Consider the following 16,792-nt stretch of genomic DNA (forward strand, 5'->3'; position numbering starts at 1 on the left):
CGTTACATTGTCAACGAGGCCGATGTCGGTGTGCACACCGTCGTGGCACCGTCGGATGCCGACCGGGTTTACTGGAGGGCGAACGATGACGCAGTCCGCAGCAGTGCCGGCACAGCCCCGGCACCCTGACCACAACAAGGCGATCGGCCTGGCCGTCGCTGCCGCCGTCGGTGGCTTCCTGTTCGGGTTCGACAGCTCGGTGATCAACGGGGCGGTCGACGCGATCCAAGGCGAGTTCAACCTGGGATCCACTCTGACGGGATTCGCCGTCGCCGTCGCGCTGCTCGGGTGCGCAGTCGGTGCCTGGGCCGGTGGTCGGCTCGCCGACCGCTGGGGACGTCCTCGCGTCATGCTGCTCGGCGCCATCCTGTTCTTCGTCTCCTCGCTCGGGTCCGGGTTCGCGTTCGCGGTCTGGGACCTCATCGGGTGGCGCATCATCGGTGGCCTGGGCATCGGCATCGCGTCCGTGATCGCACCCGCGTACATCGCCGAGATCGCGCCGGCCGCGATGCGCGGACGCCTGGGCTCGCTCCAGCAGCTCGCGATCACGCTCGGCATCTTCGCGGCGCTGCTCTCGGACGCGCTGTTCGCGAACACCGCAGGCGGGGCCTCGGAGGCTAGCCTGTTCGGGCTCGAGGCATGGCGCTGGATGTTCCTCGTCGCCGTCATCCCCGCGGCCGTGTACGGCATCCTCGCGCTGCGGATCCCCGAGTCACCGCGCTACCTCGTGTCCGAGGGCAAGCGCGACGAGGCGGTCAAGGTCCTCACGCGCGTGCTCGGTCCCGACGAGGACGCGACGAAGCGCGTCGCCGACATCGAGAAGACCATCGAGGCCGACAAGGAGCTCGCCCAGCAGGCGTCCCTCCGCGGTCCGGCGCTGGGGCTGCTCCCGATCGTGTGGGTCGGCATCCTGCTGTCGGTCTTCCAGCAGTTCGTCGGCATCAACGTGATCTTCTACTACTCGACGACGCTGTGGCAGGCGGTGGGCTTCGACGAGTCCGACTCGTTCATCGTCTCGGTCATCACGTCCGTCACGAACGTGGTGGTCACCTTCATCGCGATCGCCCTGATCGACAAGATCGGCCGACGCCCGATCCTCCTGACGGGCTCGCTCGGCATGGCCCTGATGCTCGGGATCATGGCGCTCGCGTTCACGCAGTCCACCGGATCGGGCGACGACGTCTCGCTGCCCGGCGCGTGGGGACCGATCGCGCTGATCGCGGCCAACCTGTTCGTCGTGTTCTTCGGCGCCTCGTGGGGCCCGCTCGTGTGGGTGCTGCTCGGGGAGATGTTCCCCAACCGCATCCGGGCCGCCGCGCTCGGTGTGGCGGCCGCCTGCCAGTGGATCGCGAACTTCCTCATCACCGTGTCGTTCCCGCCCATGCTCTCGGCGTTCGGGGCGACCGGTCCGTACCTGATGTACGCGATCTTCGCCGCGCTGTCGTTCTTCTTCGTGCTCTGGAAGGTGCCCGAGACCAAGGGCATGCAGCTCGAGGACATGAAGGGTGCGACGCGCCAGCGCAAACCGCGCACGGCCTGAGGTCTGCACACCGTGAGCCCGGCGGCGCTGTCCGCCGGGCTCACGGTCATGTCCGGGCCAGGTCGCAGGCATTGGCCTCCGGCGGACCTCGTGGCCTACGCTTTACATCGTTGTGCAAGGTCGGCGACGACGCCGACGACCACCCCCAGGAGAGCCGATGTCCCCGCTGCGCACCCAGGTCGTGCTCCACCCCGACTTCCAGGTCGGCGAGGTCGACCGGCGCCTGTTCGGCTCGTTCGTCGAGCACCTCGGGCGGGCCGTCTACACAGGCATCTACGAGCCCGGGCACCCGACCGCCGACGAGCACGGGTTCCGCCGCGACGTCGCCGACCTCACGCGCGAGCTCGGCGTGAGCGTGGTCCGGTACCCCGGCGGCAACTTCGTGTCCAACTACGTGTGGGAGGACGGCGTCGGCCCGCGCGCCGACCGCAAGCCGTTCATCGACCTGGCCTGGCGCACCATCGAGCCCAACGACATCGGCACCGACGAGTTCCTGCAGTGGGCCGAGCGCGAGGGCATCGAGCCCATGATGGCCGTCAACCTCGGCACCCGCGGGGTCGCCGCCGCGGCCGCGCTCGTCGAGTACTGCAACGGCGAGGCGGGCAGCCGCTGGGCCGACCTGCGCATCGCGAACGGGCGCGACAAGCCCTACGGCGTGCGGCTGTGGTGCCTGGGCAACGAGATGGACGGCCCGTGGCAGATCGGCCACAAGGACGCCGACACCTACGGCCGGCTCGCCGCCGAGGCCGGCAAGGCCATGAAGCTCGTCGACCCGAGCATCGAGCTCGTGGTGTGCGGGTCCTCCTCGATGCAGATGGACACGTTCGGCTCGTGGGAGCGCACGGTGCTCGGGCACACCTACGACGTCGTCGACCACCTCTCGATGCACGCCTACTACGAGGAGCTCGACGGCGACCGTGCGAGCTTCCTCGGGTCCGGCACCGCGATGGACCGGTTCATCGGGCGGGTCGTGGCCTCCGCCGACGCCGTCGGGGCCGAGCGCCGCTCCGACAAGCAGATCACCATCTCGTTCGACGAGTGGAACGTCTGGTACTTCGAGAGCCGGTTCGAGGGCGAGAAGAACCTGCCGCTGCAGCGCGACGCCCCGCGCATCATCGAGGACGTCTACTCGGGCCTCGACGGCGTGGTCGTGGGCGACCTGCTCGTCACGCTGCTCAACCACGCCGACCGGGTGCCCGTGGCGTGCCTCGCCCAGCTCGTCAACGTGATCGCGCCGATCATGACCGAGCCGGGCGGCGAGGCGTGGCGCCAGCCGACCTTCCACCCGTTCGCCGAGACCGCGCGTCTGGCCCGCGGCAGAGCCCTCGACCTGCGCGTCACCTCCCCCGCGATGCCCACCGCACGCCACGGCGACGTGCCGGTGGTCACGGCCGCGGCCACGTGGGACGAGCCCGTGGCGGGCACGGCCGACGTCGCGCTGTTCCTGGTCAACCGCTCGGCCGAGCCCGTGGACGTCGAGGTGTCCCACCCGGGCGTCGACCTCGTGCTCGACAGGGGCGCACGACTCGTGGCCGACCACGAGCCCGCGGTCGTGGGACCCGAGCACGCGGCCCACGTCGCCCGGACCTGCTGGTCGGCCGTGCCGGCCCCGGACGCGGGCACGGGCACGGGGGTCGCGGCCGGGACCACGACGACGGTGACGCTCGCCCCCGAGTCGTGGACCGCCTACCGGGGCAGCGCGACGCGCCTCTGAGCGACCGACGCGTCGGAGCACGCAGGGCGGCGCGGACCTGCCGCGCGCCGCCCTGCTTGCTACGCTCGCCAGACCCGGAACCGGACAAGTCGGACGACGACGGCACCGGCCCGCGCCTGACGCCCCGAGGAGTCCGATGGCCGATCGGCAGATCCCCCGGTGGTCCGAGCTCCGACCGCTGCTCCGACCCCGGCCGGTGGTGCTCGACCCCACACGCCGCCGGCTCGACGCGGCGCTGACCGTCGCGGACCTGCGCCGGGTGGCCCGGGCTCGCACCCCGCGGTCGGTGTTCGACTACACCGACGGCGCGGCCGACGCCGAGATCAGCCTGCGCCGTGCGCGCTCGCTGTTCCGCCGGCTCGAGCTGCGGCCCTCGATCCTGCACGACGTGTCGCACGTCGACACCACGACGCGGTTCCTGGGCGAGCCGTCCGCGGTGCCGTTCGCGTTCGCCCCCACGGGCTTCACGCGGTTGATGCATCACGAGGGCGAACGTGCCGTGGTGCGGGTCGCCGAGCGTCGCCGCATCCCCTACGCGCTGTCGACCATGGGCACCACCTCGATCGAGGACGTCGCCGCGACCGCGCCCGGCGCCCGGAAGTGGTTCCAGCTCTACGTGTGGAAGGACCGGGCCGCGGGCGAGGACCTCATGGCCCGGGCCCGGGCGGCCGGCTACGAGGCGCTCATGCTCACCGTCGACGTGCCCGTGGCCGGCGCGCGGCTGCGCGACGTGCGCAACGGCTTCTCGATCCCCCCGGCGCTCACGCTGCGCACCGTCGCGGACGCCGCCACGCACCCGGCGTGGTGGCTCAACCTGCTCACGACCGCACCGCTGACGTTCGCCTCGCTCCAGTCGTGGTCCGGCACGGTCGCCGAGCTGCTCGACAGGCTGTTCGACCCGACCGTGACGATCGCGGACCTCGAGTGGGTGCGGTCGCACTGGGACGGCCCGCTCATCATCAAGGGCGTCCAGACCGTGGCCGACGCCCGACGCGTGGTCGACGTCGGGGCGGACGCTGTCGTGCTGTCCAACCACGGCGGCCGCCAGCTCGACCAGGCCCCCGTGCCGCTGCGCCTGGTGCCCGACGTCGCCGACGCGGTGGGCGACCGCAGCGAGGTGTGGGTCGACACGGGGATCACCACCGGCGCCGACGTCGTGGCGGCCCTCGCGCTCGGTGCCGACGCGACGCTCGTGGGCCGGGCCTACCTGTACGGGCTCATGGCGGGAGGCGAGCGTGGCGTGGACCGCGCGGCCGAGATCCTCACCGGCGAGGTCGCCCGCACCATGGCGCTGCTGGGCGTGAGCTCGGTGGGCGAGCTCGGACCCCAGCACGTACGGCTGCCCTGACGCCCGCACGGGCCCACGGCGGCCCGGAGCTCAGTCCGTCGCGACGATCTCCGCCGACCCCTTGACCGTCGCCGGCACGCCGGGCACCAGGTCGAGCGGCACCCGCAGGTCGCCGCAGCGCACCAGCGCCCGGCAGGGGCCCGCGAGCGGGTCGACCGTGAGCGTCGCCTCGACGAGCCGCGCGCCGGCCCAGGAGACGTCGACGGTGACAGCCCCCCGCACCCGCAGGCCCCGGGCGGCGCCGTCGGCCCAGCCGGGAGGCAGCGCGGGCAGCAGGTGCACCTCGCGCACCCCGTCGACCACCCGGTGGCCCTGCACGATCGCCTCGACCACGCCCGCGGTGAAGCCCAGGTTCCCGTCGACCTGGAACGGGGGGTGCGCGCTGAACAGGTTGCGGTAGACCCCCGCCCCCTCGACGGCCGGTGTGAGCAGCGCGTGCACGAGCCGCTCGACCCCCACGCCGTCGTGCAGCCGGGCCCGGAGCGCGAGCCGCCACGCCAGCGCCCAGCCGCTCGAGAGCGGCCCGCGCGCGTCGAGGGTCGCCGTCGCGGCCCGCGCCAGGTCCGGCGCGCTGTCGGGGTCGATCCACGTGCCCGGGTAGACGCCCACGAGGTGCGACGTGCGCGGGTGCCCGGGCTCGGCGTCGGGCAGGTCGTGGGCCCATTCCGCCAGGCGCCCGTCGGGGCCCACCCGCTCGCGCGGGAGCCGGGCAAGCACGGCCTCGACCTCGCCGCGCCAGGCAGTGACGTCGAGGGGGGCGTCGGTGTCGGGATCCACGTGGTCGACCCGGTCCCCCAGCACGTCGAGGGCCCCGAGCGTGCTCTCGAGCAGCCCGCGCACGAGCGCGAGATCGGACGTGGTCGAGACGCTCAGGGCGGCCGGGTCGCCGTCGGGGGCCACGAAGTGGTTCCCGGGGCTCGTCGCGGGTGACGTGCCGAGCGTGCCGTCGGGCAGCTCGACGAGCCAGTCGAGGCAGAACCGCGCCGCACCGTGCAGCATCGGCCACGCGCGCCGCAGCGCCGCCACGTCCCCGGTGTGCTCGTACCGGTCCCAGACGTGCCAGGCGAGCCACGCACCGCCCAGCGGCCACGCCGTCCGGGACGGGTCGCCGTCTCCCCCGCCCGCGGGCAGCGAGAACGCCCACGCGTCGGAGCCGTGGTGCGCGGCCCAGCCGCGCGCGCCGTACAGCTCGCGGGCCGTCGCCGTACCCGACGCGACCAGGCCCGGCAGCCACGCCAGCAGCGGTTCGACGCACTCGGCGAGGTTCGCGGGGCCTGCGGCCCAGTACGCCATCTCGAGGCTGACGTCGGTGGCGTAGCCCCCGCCCCCCGGCGGGCGCACCTCCTCGTTCCAGATCCCTCGCAGCGTGAGCGGCAGCGACCCGGGCCGCGAGCCCGCGATCAGCAGGTAGCGGCCGTACTGGAACAGCAGCGCCGCGAGGCCCGGGTCGCCGCCCAGCACTGCGTGCCGCGCGACACGCGAGTCGGTCGTCAGCGCGTCGAGCCCCGTGCTCCCCCCGAGGTCGAGGTCGACCCGGTCGAACAGCGCCTGGTGATCGGCGACGTGCGCTGCACGCAGGTCGGCGAGCGGGATCGCGGCCGCCGCGTCGACCCGGGCGCGTGCCGCGCCGAGCAGCCGCCCCAGGTCGCCGTGCGGGGCGTGCACAGCCCCCGCGTGGTCCGTCTCGGAGGTGAGCAGCACAGTGACCCACCGCGCGCCGTGCACGGTCACGCCGTCCTCGCGGGCCTGCACGGCACCGTCGGTCACCACGCGCACGGCCACGGCCGCGGTCACCGCCGCCCCGGGGGTCGCGTCGGGCACCACGGGATCGGGCGCGTCCTCGTGCGGCGGGACGACATGCGCGGGCATCCGCACCGTCCCGGACCAGTGCTCCGGGTCAAGGTCCGCGTCGCCCGGCACAGCCCGCACGTCGTGCGCCGACCCGACCCGGACCACCAGGTCCACGGGCACCTCGGACGTGCGGTGCACCACCAGGACACCCGCCGGGGCGCTCACGAAGGACTCCTGGGTGGTGCGCTCGCCCTCGTCGCCGAACCGGTGACCGGCCACCGCCTCGCGCAGGTCGAGCCAGCGCCGGTACCCCGTCGGCACGTCGTCCTCGCCCCGTCCAGGCTGCCCAGGCTGCTCGACCACGAGGTCCACGAGCGGCTGGTACGCCTGCGGGTGCCCGTGCTGGAGGCGTTGCACGAGCCGCTCGGCCTCGCGCACGTCACCGTCCGTGAGCGCCACGCGCACGGCGTGCAGCACCTCGGGCCCCTCCCCCGGCGCGACGAGCGGCCGGCCCGACGCCGTCGCGGGCGAACCCGACCAGCACGTGTCGTCGTTGACCTGGAACCGGTCGCGGCGGACCCCGCCGAAGCACATCACCCCGAGCCGCCCGTTGCCCAGCGGCAGCGCATCGGTCCACAGGTCGGCAGGTCGGTCGTCGTGCAGGCGCACCTCGTCCTCCTCGTGCGGTCCACCTCGTCCGCGGGCACGAGCACCGCCGGCTCGACCTCGCGGTCGACCAGGCGATTTGTCCACCCCTGAGCGCTCCGCACCATATCAGCGGGGCCGACACCTGACCTCTGCGGCGGGTCGCGCGGCGGGCCACGCCGTCCCGCCCAGCGCCGGGCCCCGGACACGACTCGACCCGGGACCGACGTGCGGTCCCGGGTCGAGGCGTCGTGACAGGCCGGTGTCAGACCTGCTTGGGCAGCGGGCCGGTGCCTGCGTCAGCCGCACCCGTCACCGGCGGTGCCGGGGGCAGGTCCGTGCCCGAGCCGGGGGTACCGACGGCACCCACGTGCGCGGGCTCGCGCGGCTCGTCGTCGCGCGGCACGCCCTTGAACGTGAACTCCCCGAGGATGCCCTCGCCCTCGGCGTCCACGATCACCTTCTGGCCGGCCTTGAGCTCGCCGAACAGGATCTTCTCGGAGAGCTGGTCCTCGATGTCGCGCTGGATCGCACGACGCAGCGGACGCGCACCGAGCACCGGGTCGTAGCCTTTCTCCGACAGCAGCTTCTTGGCCGCCTCGGTGATCTCGATCGACATGTCCTTGTCCCTCATGCGGACGTCGAGCTTGGCGATCATCAGGTCGACGATCGCGAAGATCTCCGGCTGCGACAGCTGCGGGAACACCACGACGTCGTCGACACGGTTCAGGAACTCCGGGCGGAAGTGCTGCTTCAGCTCGTCGTTGACCTTCGCCTTCATCCGGTCGTAGGACGTCGACAGGTCGCCACCGGCCTGGAAGCCGGTCTGCAGGCCCTTGGCGATGTCCCGCGTACCGAGGTTCGTCGTCATGATGATCACTGTGTTCTTGAAGTCGACCACCCGGCCCTGCGAGTCGGTCAGGCGACCGTCCTCGAGGATCTGCAGCAGCGAGTTGAAGATGTCAGCGTGCGCCTTCTCGACCTCGTCGAACAGCACGACCGAGAACGGCTTGCGACGCACCTTCTCGGTGAGCTGGCCACCCTCGTCGTACCCGACGTAGCCGGGGGGCGAGCCGAACAGCCGCGAGACCGTGTGCTTCTCCGAGAACTCCGACATGTCGAGCTGGATCAGCGCGTCCTCGTCCCCGAACAGGAACTCGGCGAGCGCCTTCGCCAGCTCGGTCTTCCCGACGCCCGTGGGCCCCGCGAAGATGAACGAGCCACCGGGACGCTTCGGGTCCTTGAGCCCGGCGCGCGTGCGACGGATCGCCTGGGACAGCGCCTTGATGGCCGCCTCCTGGCCGACGACCCGCTTGTGCAGCTCGTCCTCCATCTTGAGCAGACGCGTCGACTCGGCCTCGGTCAGCTTGAACACCGGGATGCCGGTCGCGATCGCCAGCACCTCGGCGATCAGCTCCTCGTCCACCTCGGCCACGGCATCGAGGTCGCCCGACTTCCAGGCCTTCTCCTTCTCGACGCGCTTGAGGCCGAGCTGCTTCTCGGCGTCGCGCAGGCGAGCAGCCTTCTCGAAGTCCTGCTCGTCGATCGCGGACTCCTTGTCGCGGCGCGTCTCGGCGATCTGCTCGTCGAGCTCACGCAGCTCCGGCGGGGCCGTCATGCGACGGATGCGCAGGCGCGCACCGGCCTCGTCGACCAGGTCGATGGCCTTGTCGGGGAGGAACCGGTCGTTGACGTAGCGGTCGGCGAGCGTCGCCGCGGCCACCAGGGCGCCGTCCGTGATGGACACACGGTGGTGCGCCTCGTAGCGGTCGCGCAGACCCTTGAGGATCTCGATCGCGTGCTGCAGGTTCGGCTCGGCGACCTGGATCGGCTGGAACCGGCGCTCGAGGGCCGGGTCCTTCTCGACGTACTTGCGGTACTCGTCGAGCGTGGTCGCACCGATGGTCTGCAGCTCGCCGCGCGCCAGCATCGGCTTGAGGATGCTGGCCGCGTCGATCGCGCCCTCGGCGGCACCCGCACCGACGAGCGTGTGGATCTCGTCGATGAACAGGATGATGTCGCCGCGCGTGCGGATCTCCTTGAGCACCTTCTTCAGGCGCTCCTCGAAGTCACCGCGGTAGCGGCTGCCGGCCACGAGCGCACCGAGGTCGAGCGTGTACAGCTGCTTGTCCTTGAGCGTCTCGGGGACGTCGCCGCGCACGATGTCCTGCGCGAGGCCCTCGACGACGGCCGTCTTGCCGACGCCCGGCTCACCGATCAGGACAGGGTTGTTCTTGGTGCGGCGGGACAGCACCTGCATGACCCGCTCGATCTCCTTCTCGCGCCCGATCACCGGGTCGAGCTTGCCGTCGCGCGCAGCCTGCGTGAGGTTCCGGCCGAACTGGTCGAGCACGGCAGAGCCCGAGGGCTGGCCCTCGGCCGGGCCGCCCGAGGCGACCGGCTCCTTGCCCTGGTAGCCCGACAGCAGCTGGATGACCTGCTGGCGCACGCGGTTGAGGTCGGCGCCGAGCTTGTTCAGCACCTGCGCGGCGACACCCTCACCCTCGCGGATGAGGCCGAGCAGGATGTGCTCGGTACCGATGTAGTTGTGGCCGAGCTGCAGCGCCTCGCGAAGGCTCAGCTCCAGGACCTTCTTGGCCCGCGGCGTGAACGGGATGTGCCCGCTCGGCGCCTGCTGCCCCTCGCCGATGATCTCCTGGACCTGGGCGCGCACGGCGTCCAGCGAGATGCCGAGGGACTCCAGGGCCTTGGCCGCGACACCTTCACCCTCGTGGATCAGGCCCAGGAGGATGTGCTCGGTGCCGATGTAGTTGTGGTTGAGCATCCGCGCCTCTTCTTGGGCGAGGACGACCACGCGACGGGCTCGGTCCGTGAATCTCTCGAACATGTGCACTCCTCACGAGCGACGTGCTTGGTCGGTCATCCGCAGGCATCCCGCGGATCCGACAGGCGGCGTTGTTCGATGCTAACGGCGGCGACCCGCCCAACCTGCCCGTGTTCGCCGCAGGCGTGACGACACCCCGGCGCGGGCGGTCACTCGGTCTTCTCGGTCGTCTCGCGCCCGTCCTCGACGGCGACGCCTCCCGTGGCGACGTCCCGGGGGTGCAGCGTCAGGGCCGTGGCGCCCGACGCCGTCGACTTCCGGTCGACGACCTCGAACGACGCCGGCCGGCTGCCCGCGTCGAACAGGCGACGGCCCGTGCCCACCACGACCGGGAAGATCAGCAGCCGGTAGACGTCCACGAGCCCCGCGTCGTGCAGGGTGCGGGCCAGGCGCAGGCTGCCGTGCACCTGCAGCTCGCCGCCCGGCAGCTCCTTGAGCGCGCCGACCGACTCGACCACGAGCCCCTCGAGCAGCGTGGTCGAGGCCCACGTGACGTCCTCGTCGGTGAGCGTGGTCGAGGCGAGGTACTTGGGGTAGGTGTTGAGGATCGTGGCCACCCTGTTGTCGGGATCGGTCACGGCCTCCCAGTACGGCTGCATCATCTGGTAGGTCGTGCGACCCAGCAGGATCGCCTCGGCGTGGCCGAACCAGTCCTGCTCGACGATCGCGCCCATGTCGTCGTCCGCGAACGGCACGAGCCACCCGCCGCGCTCGAAGCCGCCGCTGGGGTCCTCGTCCGCGCCGCCCGGTCCCTGCATGACCCCGTCCAGGCTGAGGAACGCGTTCACGCTGAGCCTCATGCTCATCACCCCTGTGCTCGTGGTCGCCCTGGCAGCGACCCGGCGATCACACCATGAACCGGGCATATCCGGCACGTCATCCGGCGCGCGGAGACCCTGATCACCGGGCGAAATCCTCGAACTCGCGGACCTCGACCCGTGCACGGCAGGCCCGCGACGCGAGCGCGGCCCAGTCGAGCGCGGTGTCCAGGTCCCGGGCCGCGACCACCCACAACCAGCGCAGCACCGCGTCCGCGTGGGCGAAGGGCCCCTCGACCGTGATGGGTTCGGCCCCGCGGGCATCGACCACGTGCGCCTGCTCGACCGGCTGCAGCGCGCCCGCGTAGACCCACGCGCCCGCGCCCCGCAGCTCGGTGTCGAACAGCGCGACCGACGCGCGCATCTCCGCGAGCGCAGCCTCGTCGGGCACGGGGTCGGTGACCCGGTGCCCGACCGACAGCAGGTACTGGTGCATCGGTGTCCCCCTCGCGTCGTCGCGACCCCTTCCGGCATTGTGGCTCCGGAAGGGGTCGGCGGCGAGGCGGGCGGTGCGTCAGGTCGTGTAGTCCGCGTTGATGCGGATGTAGCCCTCCGTCAGGTCGCACCCGAACACGGTGAACGCACCGTCGGCGATGCCCAGGTCGACCTCGATGACGACCTCGTCGTTCTTCAGGTACGCCTCGAGCTGTGCCCGGACCTCGGGCGTGGGGAGCCGGGGGTAGGTCTCGAGGCCGCCGAACGAGATGCGGACGGCCTCCTGGCGGATGTCCGTCTCGGTCGAGCACTTGCCGATGGCCATGGCCACCCGGCCCCAGTTCGGGTCGGCGCCGTGCACGGCGGTCTTGACGAGCGGGGAGTTGACGACTGCCTTCCCGACCAGCTTGGCCTGGGCGTCGTCGCGCGCGCCCGTGACCCGCACCTCGATGAGCGTCGAGGCGCCCTCGCCGTCCGACGCGATCATCCGCACCAGCTCGGTGCACACCTCGAGCAGGGCGGCCTCGAGCTCGTCCAGGTCGACCGGACCGGCGGCGCCCGAGGCGAGGATCGCAGCGGTGTCCGAGGTCGACGTGTCCGTGTCGACGCTCACGGCGTTGTACGTCCGCGCCACCACGGCCCGGAAGATCCGGTCGAGCTCGTCCGCGGGCACCTGCGCGTCGGTGTAGACGAACGACAGCATGGTCGCCATGTCGGGCTCGATCATGCCCACGCCCTTGGCGATGCCGACGACGCGGGCCGGGCCGACCTGACGCGAGGCGACCTTCGGGTGGGTGTCGGTGGTCATGATGGCCCGGGACACGGCGTCGAGGTCGACCGGGGCGGCCGGGTCCAGGTCGGCGAGCCGGTCGCGCATGGTCGCCATCGGGTACGGCACGCCGATGACCCCGGTCGAGGCGACCAGCACCTGCTCGGGTGCGCAGCCGGCCCGGGCGGCGGCCCAGGCCTGCAGCTCGCGGGCGTCGGCCAGGCCTGGCTCGCCGGTGGCGACGTTCGCGTTCCCGGACACCACGACGACGGCACGCAGACCGGCGAGGTCGCCCGCGCGGCTGAGCGTCACGCTCGGCCCGGAGAACAGGGACCGGGTGAACACGGCGGCCGACGTCGTCGGACCGGTGGCGTGCACGAGGCTGACGTCGGGGACGCCGTTCTTGACACCGGCGTTGCCGGTGACGCCGGCGAACCCTGCGACGGTGGTGGTCATGCGTGCTCCTCGGTGTGGGTGGTGCGGAGGGGGTCCGGCGCGGTGCGGTGCGCGGGGACGGGTGCGGGTGCGGGTGCGGGTGCGGGTGCCATGGTCCGCGCTCCGGCGAGCTCGTCGGCCCAGGCGTCCAGGCAGCGGTCGCCGACGGTGTCGTGGTGCAGCGCGGTGCCGAGCCAGCGCAGCACGGCGCCCGGCCGGTCGAGCTCGAGGAACGTGGCCCCGTCGTCCGGCATGCCCGCGGGGGTCGCGGGCCGCCAGCCGAGCGCCAGGACCGTGTCCACCACTGTGCGCGGCGCCGCGACCGGGCCGGTGGTCAGGACGCCCGGCAGGCCGCGCGCCGACCGGGACAGGTCGAGCTCCTCGACCTGCAGCGGACCGGCGGCGTCGTGCGTCGTCAGACGGCTCCACAGGTCGCCGCCCACCTGGCCCGCGCGCCCGAGGACGAGCGTCTCGCGCAGGACGGCGCGTGCACCCTCGCCCAGGTGCACCTCGGTGCGGCGGTGCGTGCGGGCGCCGTCGGACACCACGAACGGCAGCGCACCCCAGGTGAGCGTCGCCCCCGCGCCCAACCGGACGTCGACGTCCCACCGGGACGGCTCCGCCCCGCCGTACGCGACGGTCCCGGTGGTCTCCACGACCTCGAGCCAGGCGCCGGCCGCGACGTCGACCTCGACCTCGACGGCGTCGCCTGCCAGCAGCAGCGCGCCGTTCGCGACGAGCGCCACCCTGGCCCCGTCGGCGTCCTGCGCCAGGACGCGGACGGCCAGCGCACCGGACCGCAGCCCGAGCACCGACCGTCCGCGCCCCGGTGCGACGGTGATGCGTGTCACGCGCGCCCGCCGCCCGCGTGCGGCTCTGCGTGCGGGTCGTCGTGCGGCTCTGCGTGCGCGTCGTCGTGCGTGTGCAGGACCCCGCCGTCGGGGTGCGCCTCGTCCGCGTGGAAGTGCGGAGCCATCGGCCCGGGGTCGACCGCCACGTGCCCACCCGCCCGGTAGGAGGCGAGCATCGCCAGCACCCAGCCGACGAGCTGGTCCACCGACGCCTCGTCGTGCCGCGACAGCGCTACCACCGGGCGTCCGGCGCGGGCCGCGCCGCCCTCGCGGACCATGCGCTCCACGTCGACCCCCACGTACGGGCCCAGGTCGGTCTTGTTGACCACGAGCAGGTCGGCGCGCGCGATGCCGGGGCCACCCTTGCGGACCACGTCACCGCCCCCGGCGACGTCCAGCACGAAGATCTGCGCGTCCACGAGGGCCGGGGAGAACGTCGCGGTGAGGTTGTCCCCGCCGGACTCGACGATCACGAGGTCCAACGGTGCGAAGTCCGCCTCGAGGTCCTCGACGGCGAGCAGGTTCGCCGTCACGTCGTCCCGGATCGCCGTGTGCGGGCAGGCGCCGGTCTCGACCGGGCGGATCCGGTCGGGGTCGAGCACCCCCGCGGACCGCAGGAAGCGCGCGTCCTCGTCGGTGTAGATGTCGTTCGTCACCACGGCCAGCGAGAGCCGGTCGGCGAGCCGCCGGCACAGCAGCGCGATGAGCGAGCTCTTGCCCGTGCCGACGGGCCCGGCGACGCCCAGGCGCATCGCCCGCCGCGGCGCGGCGGTGGCGGTGGCGGGACCAGCGGTGGTGGTGGCGGCGGGTGCGATGTCCTCAGGCACTGAACAGCCTCTCGGTCGTAGCGGCGTGGGCCTCGGCCCACCGTTCCATGAGCGGGGCCCCACCCGCGGGGATCTCCCCGGGGTGGCGCAGGTGGGCCACGCGCCCGGCGAGCGCGTCGATCTCCGGCAGGAGGTCGACGACCATGCCGGTGGTCTCGAGCGGGTCGCCCGGCTCGAGCTTGAGCAGCGCGGCGACGACGGTCTGCACGTCGTCGTAGCCGACGAGCCGGCCGAGGTCCCACGCGTCGAGCCCGGCCCGCTGCGCCAGCACCCCGAGCACCACGGCGCGCGACCAGGTGCGGGCGGCGGGGTCGTCGAGCGGGTCCGGTCCGTGCCCGGGGGCGACGGGCCACAGCGTGCGGGCGACACGGAGCTGGCCACGGCCCAGCCGGCGCGCGTTGGCCCGCAGCGCCCGGGACGGCGTGCGCGCGGCCCACGCCGCCTCGACCGCCCCGAGGTCCTCCCCCGCGGCGGCCACCGACCGCGCGACGACGGCCGTGCCCGCCTCCACGGCGGTGACGGTGCGCAGCCGGGCGCGGGCGTAGTCGGCGACGTCGCCCGCGCGCACACCCGCCCGCAGCGCGGGCTCGAGGCCACCGGACTGCGTGTGCCCGCCGGAGGGCAGGCGGGCGTCCGCGAGCAAGGTCAGCAGGAGGGCCGACGGGACCGTCGCGGCCATCAGAACATCGAGTAGAGCCGGCCGAGCGGCACCTCGTCGACGGGCGCAGGCTCCACGCGCTCGCCGTCCACGTCGATCTGGAAGGTCTCCGGGTCGATGTCGATGCGGGGGCACACGTCGTTGTTCCGCATGTGCGCCTTGGTCACCTCGCGGGTGTCCGCGACGCCGACGAGCCGACGGCGCAGGCCCAGCCGCTCGGCCAGCCCGTCCTCGAGGGCGCGCGGAGCCACGAACGACACGGACAGGTCGGCGCCCACGGCGTCGGCCAGCGCCGGGCGCATCAGCACCGGCTGGGGCGACGGGATGGAGGCGTTCGGGTCGCCGAGCGCGCCCCAGACGAGCGCACCGCCCTTGAGCACCACCTGGGGCCGCACCCCGAAGAACCGGGGGTCCCACAGCACCAGGTCCGCGAGCTTGCCGACCTCGACCGACCCGATCTCGGCGTCGACGCCGTGGGCGATCGCCGGGTTGATCGTGTACTTGGCCACGTACCGGCGCGCGCGCTCGTTGTCGGCCGGGTGGCTCGCCGAGAGCGGTCCGCGGCGGTGCTTCATCACGTGCGCGACCTGCCAGGTGCGCATGATCACCTCGCCGATGCGGCCCATCGCCTGCGCGTCCGACGACGTCATCGAGATCGCGCCCATGTCGTGCAGGACGTCCTCGGCGGCGATGGTCGTGGCCCGGATGCGCGACTCCGCGAACGCCAGGTCCTCGGGCACGCGGGGGTTGAGGTGGTGGCAGACCATGAGCATGTCCAGGTGCTCGGCCACCGTGTTGCGGGTGTGCGGCAGCGTCGGGTTCGTGGACCCGGGCAGCACGTACGGCTCACCGGCGAGCCGCATGATGTCCGGGGCGTGGCCGCCGCCGGCGCCCTCCGTGTGGAACGCGTGGATCGAGCGACCCCCGATCGCCGCGACCGTCGACTCGAGGAAGCCGGCCTCGTTGAGCGAGTCCGAGTGCAGCGCGACCTGCAGGCCCCAGTCCTGCGCGGCGCGCAGCGCGGTGTCGAGCGCAGCCGGTGTGGACCCCCAGTCCTCGTGCACCTTGTAGCCGCCCGCGCCGGCCATCGCCTGCTCGGCCAGACCCGCCGCGCTGACCGTGTTGCCCTTGCCCAGCAGCAGGACGTTGACGGGCAGGTGGTCGAGGCTGCGGTGGATGGTGCGCAGGTGCCACGCGCCCGGTGTGACGGTCGTGGCCTTGGTCCCCTCGGACGGGCCCGTGCCCCCGCCCGCGACGGTCGTGATGCCGGTGGCGAGCGCCTCCACCACCTGGGACGGCGAGATGAGGTGGACGTGGGCGTCGAACCCGCCGGCCGTGAGGATCCGACCCTCCCCGCTGATGATGTCGGTGGACGGCCCGATGCGCAGCGCCGGGTGCACGCCGTCGGCCACGTCCGGGTTGCCGGCCTTGCCGAGGGCGACGATCCGCCCGTCGCGGATGCCGACGTCGGCGCGGACCACGCCCCACCAGTCGAGCACGACGACGTTGGTGATCACTGTGTCGGGGGCGCCCTCGGCGCGGGTCGTCGACCCCTGCAGCATGGACTCGCGGATCGACTTGCCGCCGCCGAACACTGCCTCGTCGCCGCCGACCGTGCGGTCCTCCTCGACCTCGATCCACAGGTCGGTGTCGCCGAGGCGCAGCTGGTCGCCCACCGTCGGGCCGTACAGCGCCGCGTACCGCGCGCGCGGGACCACGAGGGCCGGCACGGTCCGCGCAGCCCCGGCCCCGGCGGCCGGCGCGACGACGGCGCCCAGCTCCCCGCCGTCCGCCTTGTCGCGCTGGATCCCCGGGACGCGCCGCGCACCCCGCAGGGTCACAGCGGTGACTGTGCGCGAGGCGCCGGGCTCGAACCGCTGCGACGTGCCCGCCAGCACGTCCAGGCGGAAGCCGTGCGCCGCCTCGCGGTCGAACTCGAGCGCGGGGTTGGCGTCGGGCAGGTGCAGGTGGGAGCCGATCTGCACGGGACGGTCGCCGGTGTTGAGCACGACGAGCTCGATCCGCTCGTGCGGCGCGCGGTCGGCGTTGAGCGCGACGTCGCCGTCGGCGACGCGGACGGCACCCGGGCCGGTGGTGGCGTGGCTGGCCATGGTTC

Annotated in this window: 12 protein-coding genes; 3 read left to right on the forward strand and 9 right to left on the reverse strand. The window is 73.2% G+C overall.

Going from position 1 to position 16,792, the window contains the following annotated elements; all coding sequences use genetic code 11:
- Window positions 1-85 precede the first annotated feature (85 nt).
- From ACGIF2_RS09205 to ACGIF2_RS09215, 3 genes are all read left to right on the forward strand, one after another.
- The gene (locus ACGIF2_RS09205; protein ID WP_396045803.1) at window positions 86-1,540 is read left to right on the forward strand and encodes a sugar porter family MFS transporter; all 1,455 of its coding nucleotides are present in this window, start codon (window positions 86-88) and stop codon (window positions 1,538-1,540) included.
- Window positions 1,541-1,697: 157 nt separating this feature from the next.
- Window positions 1,698-3,254, forward strand: a complete 1,557-nt coding sequence (locus ACGIF2_RS09210; RefSeq protein ID WP_396045805.1) for an alpha-N-arabinofuranosidase — start codon at window positions 1,698-1,700, stop codon at window positions 3,252-3,254.
- A gap of 136 nt (window positions 3,255-3,390) precedes the next feature.
- Complete coding sequence (locus ACGIF2_RS09215; protein WP_396045807.1) at window positions 3,391-4,602, forward strand: alpha-hydroxy-acid oxidizing protein; 1,212 nt, start codon at window positions 3,391-3,393, stop codon at window positions 4,600-4,602.
- 30 nt (window positions 4,603-4,632) lie between these two features.
- Here ACGIF2_RS09215 and ACGIF2_RS09220 read toward each other — a convergent pair whose 3' ends face one another.
- The 9 genes from ACGIF2_RS09220 to ACGIF2_RS09260 form a co-directional block, all read right to left on the reverse strand.
- Entirely contained in the window at window positions 4,633-7,062 is a 2,430-nt protein-coding gene (locus tag ACGIF2_RS09220; protein WP_396045809.1) for a glycosyl hydrolase family 95 catalytic domain-containing protein, read from the reverse strand.
- A 241-nt stretch (window positions 7,063-7,303) separates the two neighbouring features.
- Window positions 7,304-9,886, reverse strand: coding sequence for an ATP-dependent Clp protease ATP-binding subunit (locus tag ACGIF2_RS09225; RefSeq protein WP_396045811.1), 2,583 nt, complete (start codon window positions 9,884-9,886; stop codon window positions 7,304-7,306).
- A 146-nt stretch (window positions 9,887-10,032) separates the two neighbouring features.
- A complete protein-coding gene (locus ACGIF2_RS09230; protein WP_396045813.1) occupies window positions 10,033-10,683 on the reverse strand; it encodes a dihydrofolate reductase family protein in 651 nt (216 codons plus the stop codon).
- A 100-nt stretch (window positions 10,684-10,783) separates the two neighbouring features.
- A complete protein-coding gene (locus ACGIF2_RS09235; RefSeq protein WP_396045815.1) occupies window positions 10,784-11,137 on the reverse strand; it encodes a YciI family protein in 354 nt (117 codons plus the stop codon).
- Between the two features lie 78 nt (window positions 11,138-11,215).
- Window positions 11,216-12,361 carry a bifunctional glutamate N-acetyltransferase/amino-acid acetyltransferase ArgJ gene (gene argJ / locus ACGIF2_RS09240; protein WP_396045817.1) on the reverse strand — a complete coding sequence of 382 codons (1,146 nt, stop codon included), beginning with the start codon at window positions 12,359-12,361 and terminating at the stop codon, window positions 11,216-11,218.
- Complete coding sequence (locus ACGIF2_RS09245) at window positions 12,358-13,191, reverse strand: urease accessory protein UreD (protein ID WP_396045819.1); 834 nt, start codon at window positions 13,189-13,191, stop codon at window positions 12,358-12,360. Before ACGIF2_RS09245 ends, argJ begins: the two co-directional genes overlap by 4 nt.
- Window positions 13,188-13,943 carry an urease accessory protein UreG gene (ureG, locus tag ACGIF2_RS09250; protein WP_396046444.1) on the reverse strand — a complete coding sequence of 252 codons (756 nt, stop codon included), beginning with the start codon at window positions 13,941-13,943 and terminating at the stop codon, window positions 13,188-13,190. The genes ACGIF2_RS09245 and ureG overlap by 4 nt, the downstream gene beginning before the upstream one ends.
- A 67-nt stretch (window positions 13,944-14,010) precedes the next feature.
- Window positions 14,011-14,697, reverse strand: coding sequence for an urease accessory protein UreF (locus ACGIF2_RS09255; protein WP_396045821.1), 687 nt, complete (start codon window positions 14,695-14,697; stop codon window positions 14,011-14,013).
- Window positions 14,697-16,787, reverse strand: coding sequence for an urease subunit alpha (locus tag ACGIF2_RS09260; protein WP_396045823.1), 2,091 nt, complete (start codon window positions 16,785-16,787; stop codon window positions 14,697-14,699). The genes ACGIF2_RS09255 and ACGIF2_RS09260 overlap by 1 nt, the downstream gene beginning before the upstream one ends.
- Window positions 16,788-16,792: the final 5 nt, after the last annotated feature.

It is taken from the genome of Cellulomonas sp. P22 (assembly GCF_044392165.1).

Coding starts and splice junctions, on each gene's coding strand:
- ACGIF2_RS09225 (WP_396045811.1), bottom strand. CDS start 9,886: ATGTTCGAGAGATTCACGGACCGAGCCCGTCGCGTGGTCGTCCTCGCC.
- ACGIF2_RS09210 (WP_396045805.1), top strand. CDS start 1,698: ATGTCCCCGCTGCGCACCCAGGTCGTGCTCCACCCCGACTTCCAGGTC.
- ACGIF2_RS09235 (WP_396045815.1), bottom strand. CDS start 11,137: ATGCACCAGTACCTGCTGTCGGTCGGGCACCGGGTCACCGACCCCGTG.
- ACGIF2_RS09205 (WP_396045803.1), top strand. CDS start 86: ATGACGCAGTCCGCAGCAGTGCCGGCACAGCCCCGGCACCCTGACCAC.
- ACGIF2_RS09255 (WP_396045821.1), bottom strand. CDS start 14,697: ATGGCCGCGACGGTCCCGTCGGCCCTCCTGCTGACCTTGCTCGCGGAC.
- ureG (WP_396046444.1), bottom strand. CDS start 13,943: ATGCGCCTGGGCGTCGCCGGGCCCGTCGGCACGGGCAAGAGCTCGCTC.
- ACGIF2_RS09230 (WP_396045813.1), bottom strand. CDS start 10,683: ATGAGGCTCAGCGTGAACGCGTTCCTCAGCCTGGACGGGGTCATGCAG.
- ACGIF2_RS09260 (WP_396045823.1), bottom strand. CDS start 16,787: ATGGCCAGCCACGCCACCACCGGCCCGGGTGCCGTCCGCGTCGCCGAC.
- argJ (WP_396045817.1), bottom strand. CDS start 12,361: ATGACCACCACCGTCGCAGGGTTCGCCGGCGTCACCGGCAACGCCGGT.
- ACGIF2_RS09215 (WP_396045807.1), top strand. CDS start 3,391: ATGGCCGATCGGCAGATCCCCCGGTGGTCCGAGCTCCGACCGCTGCTC.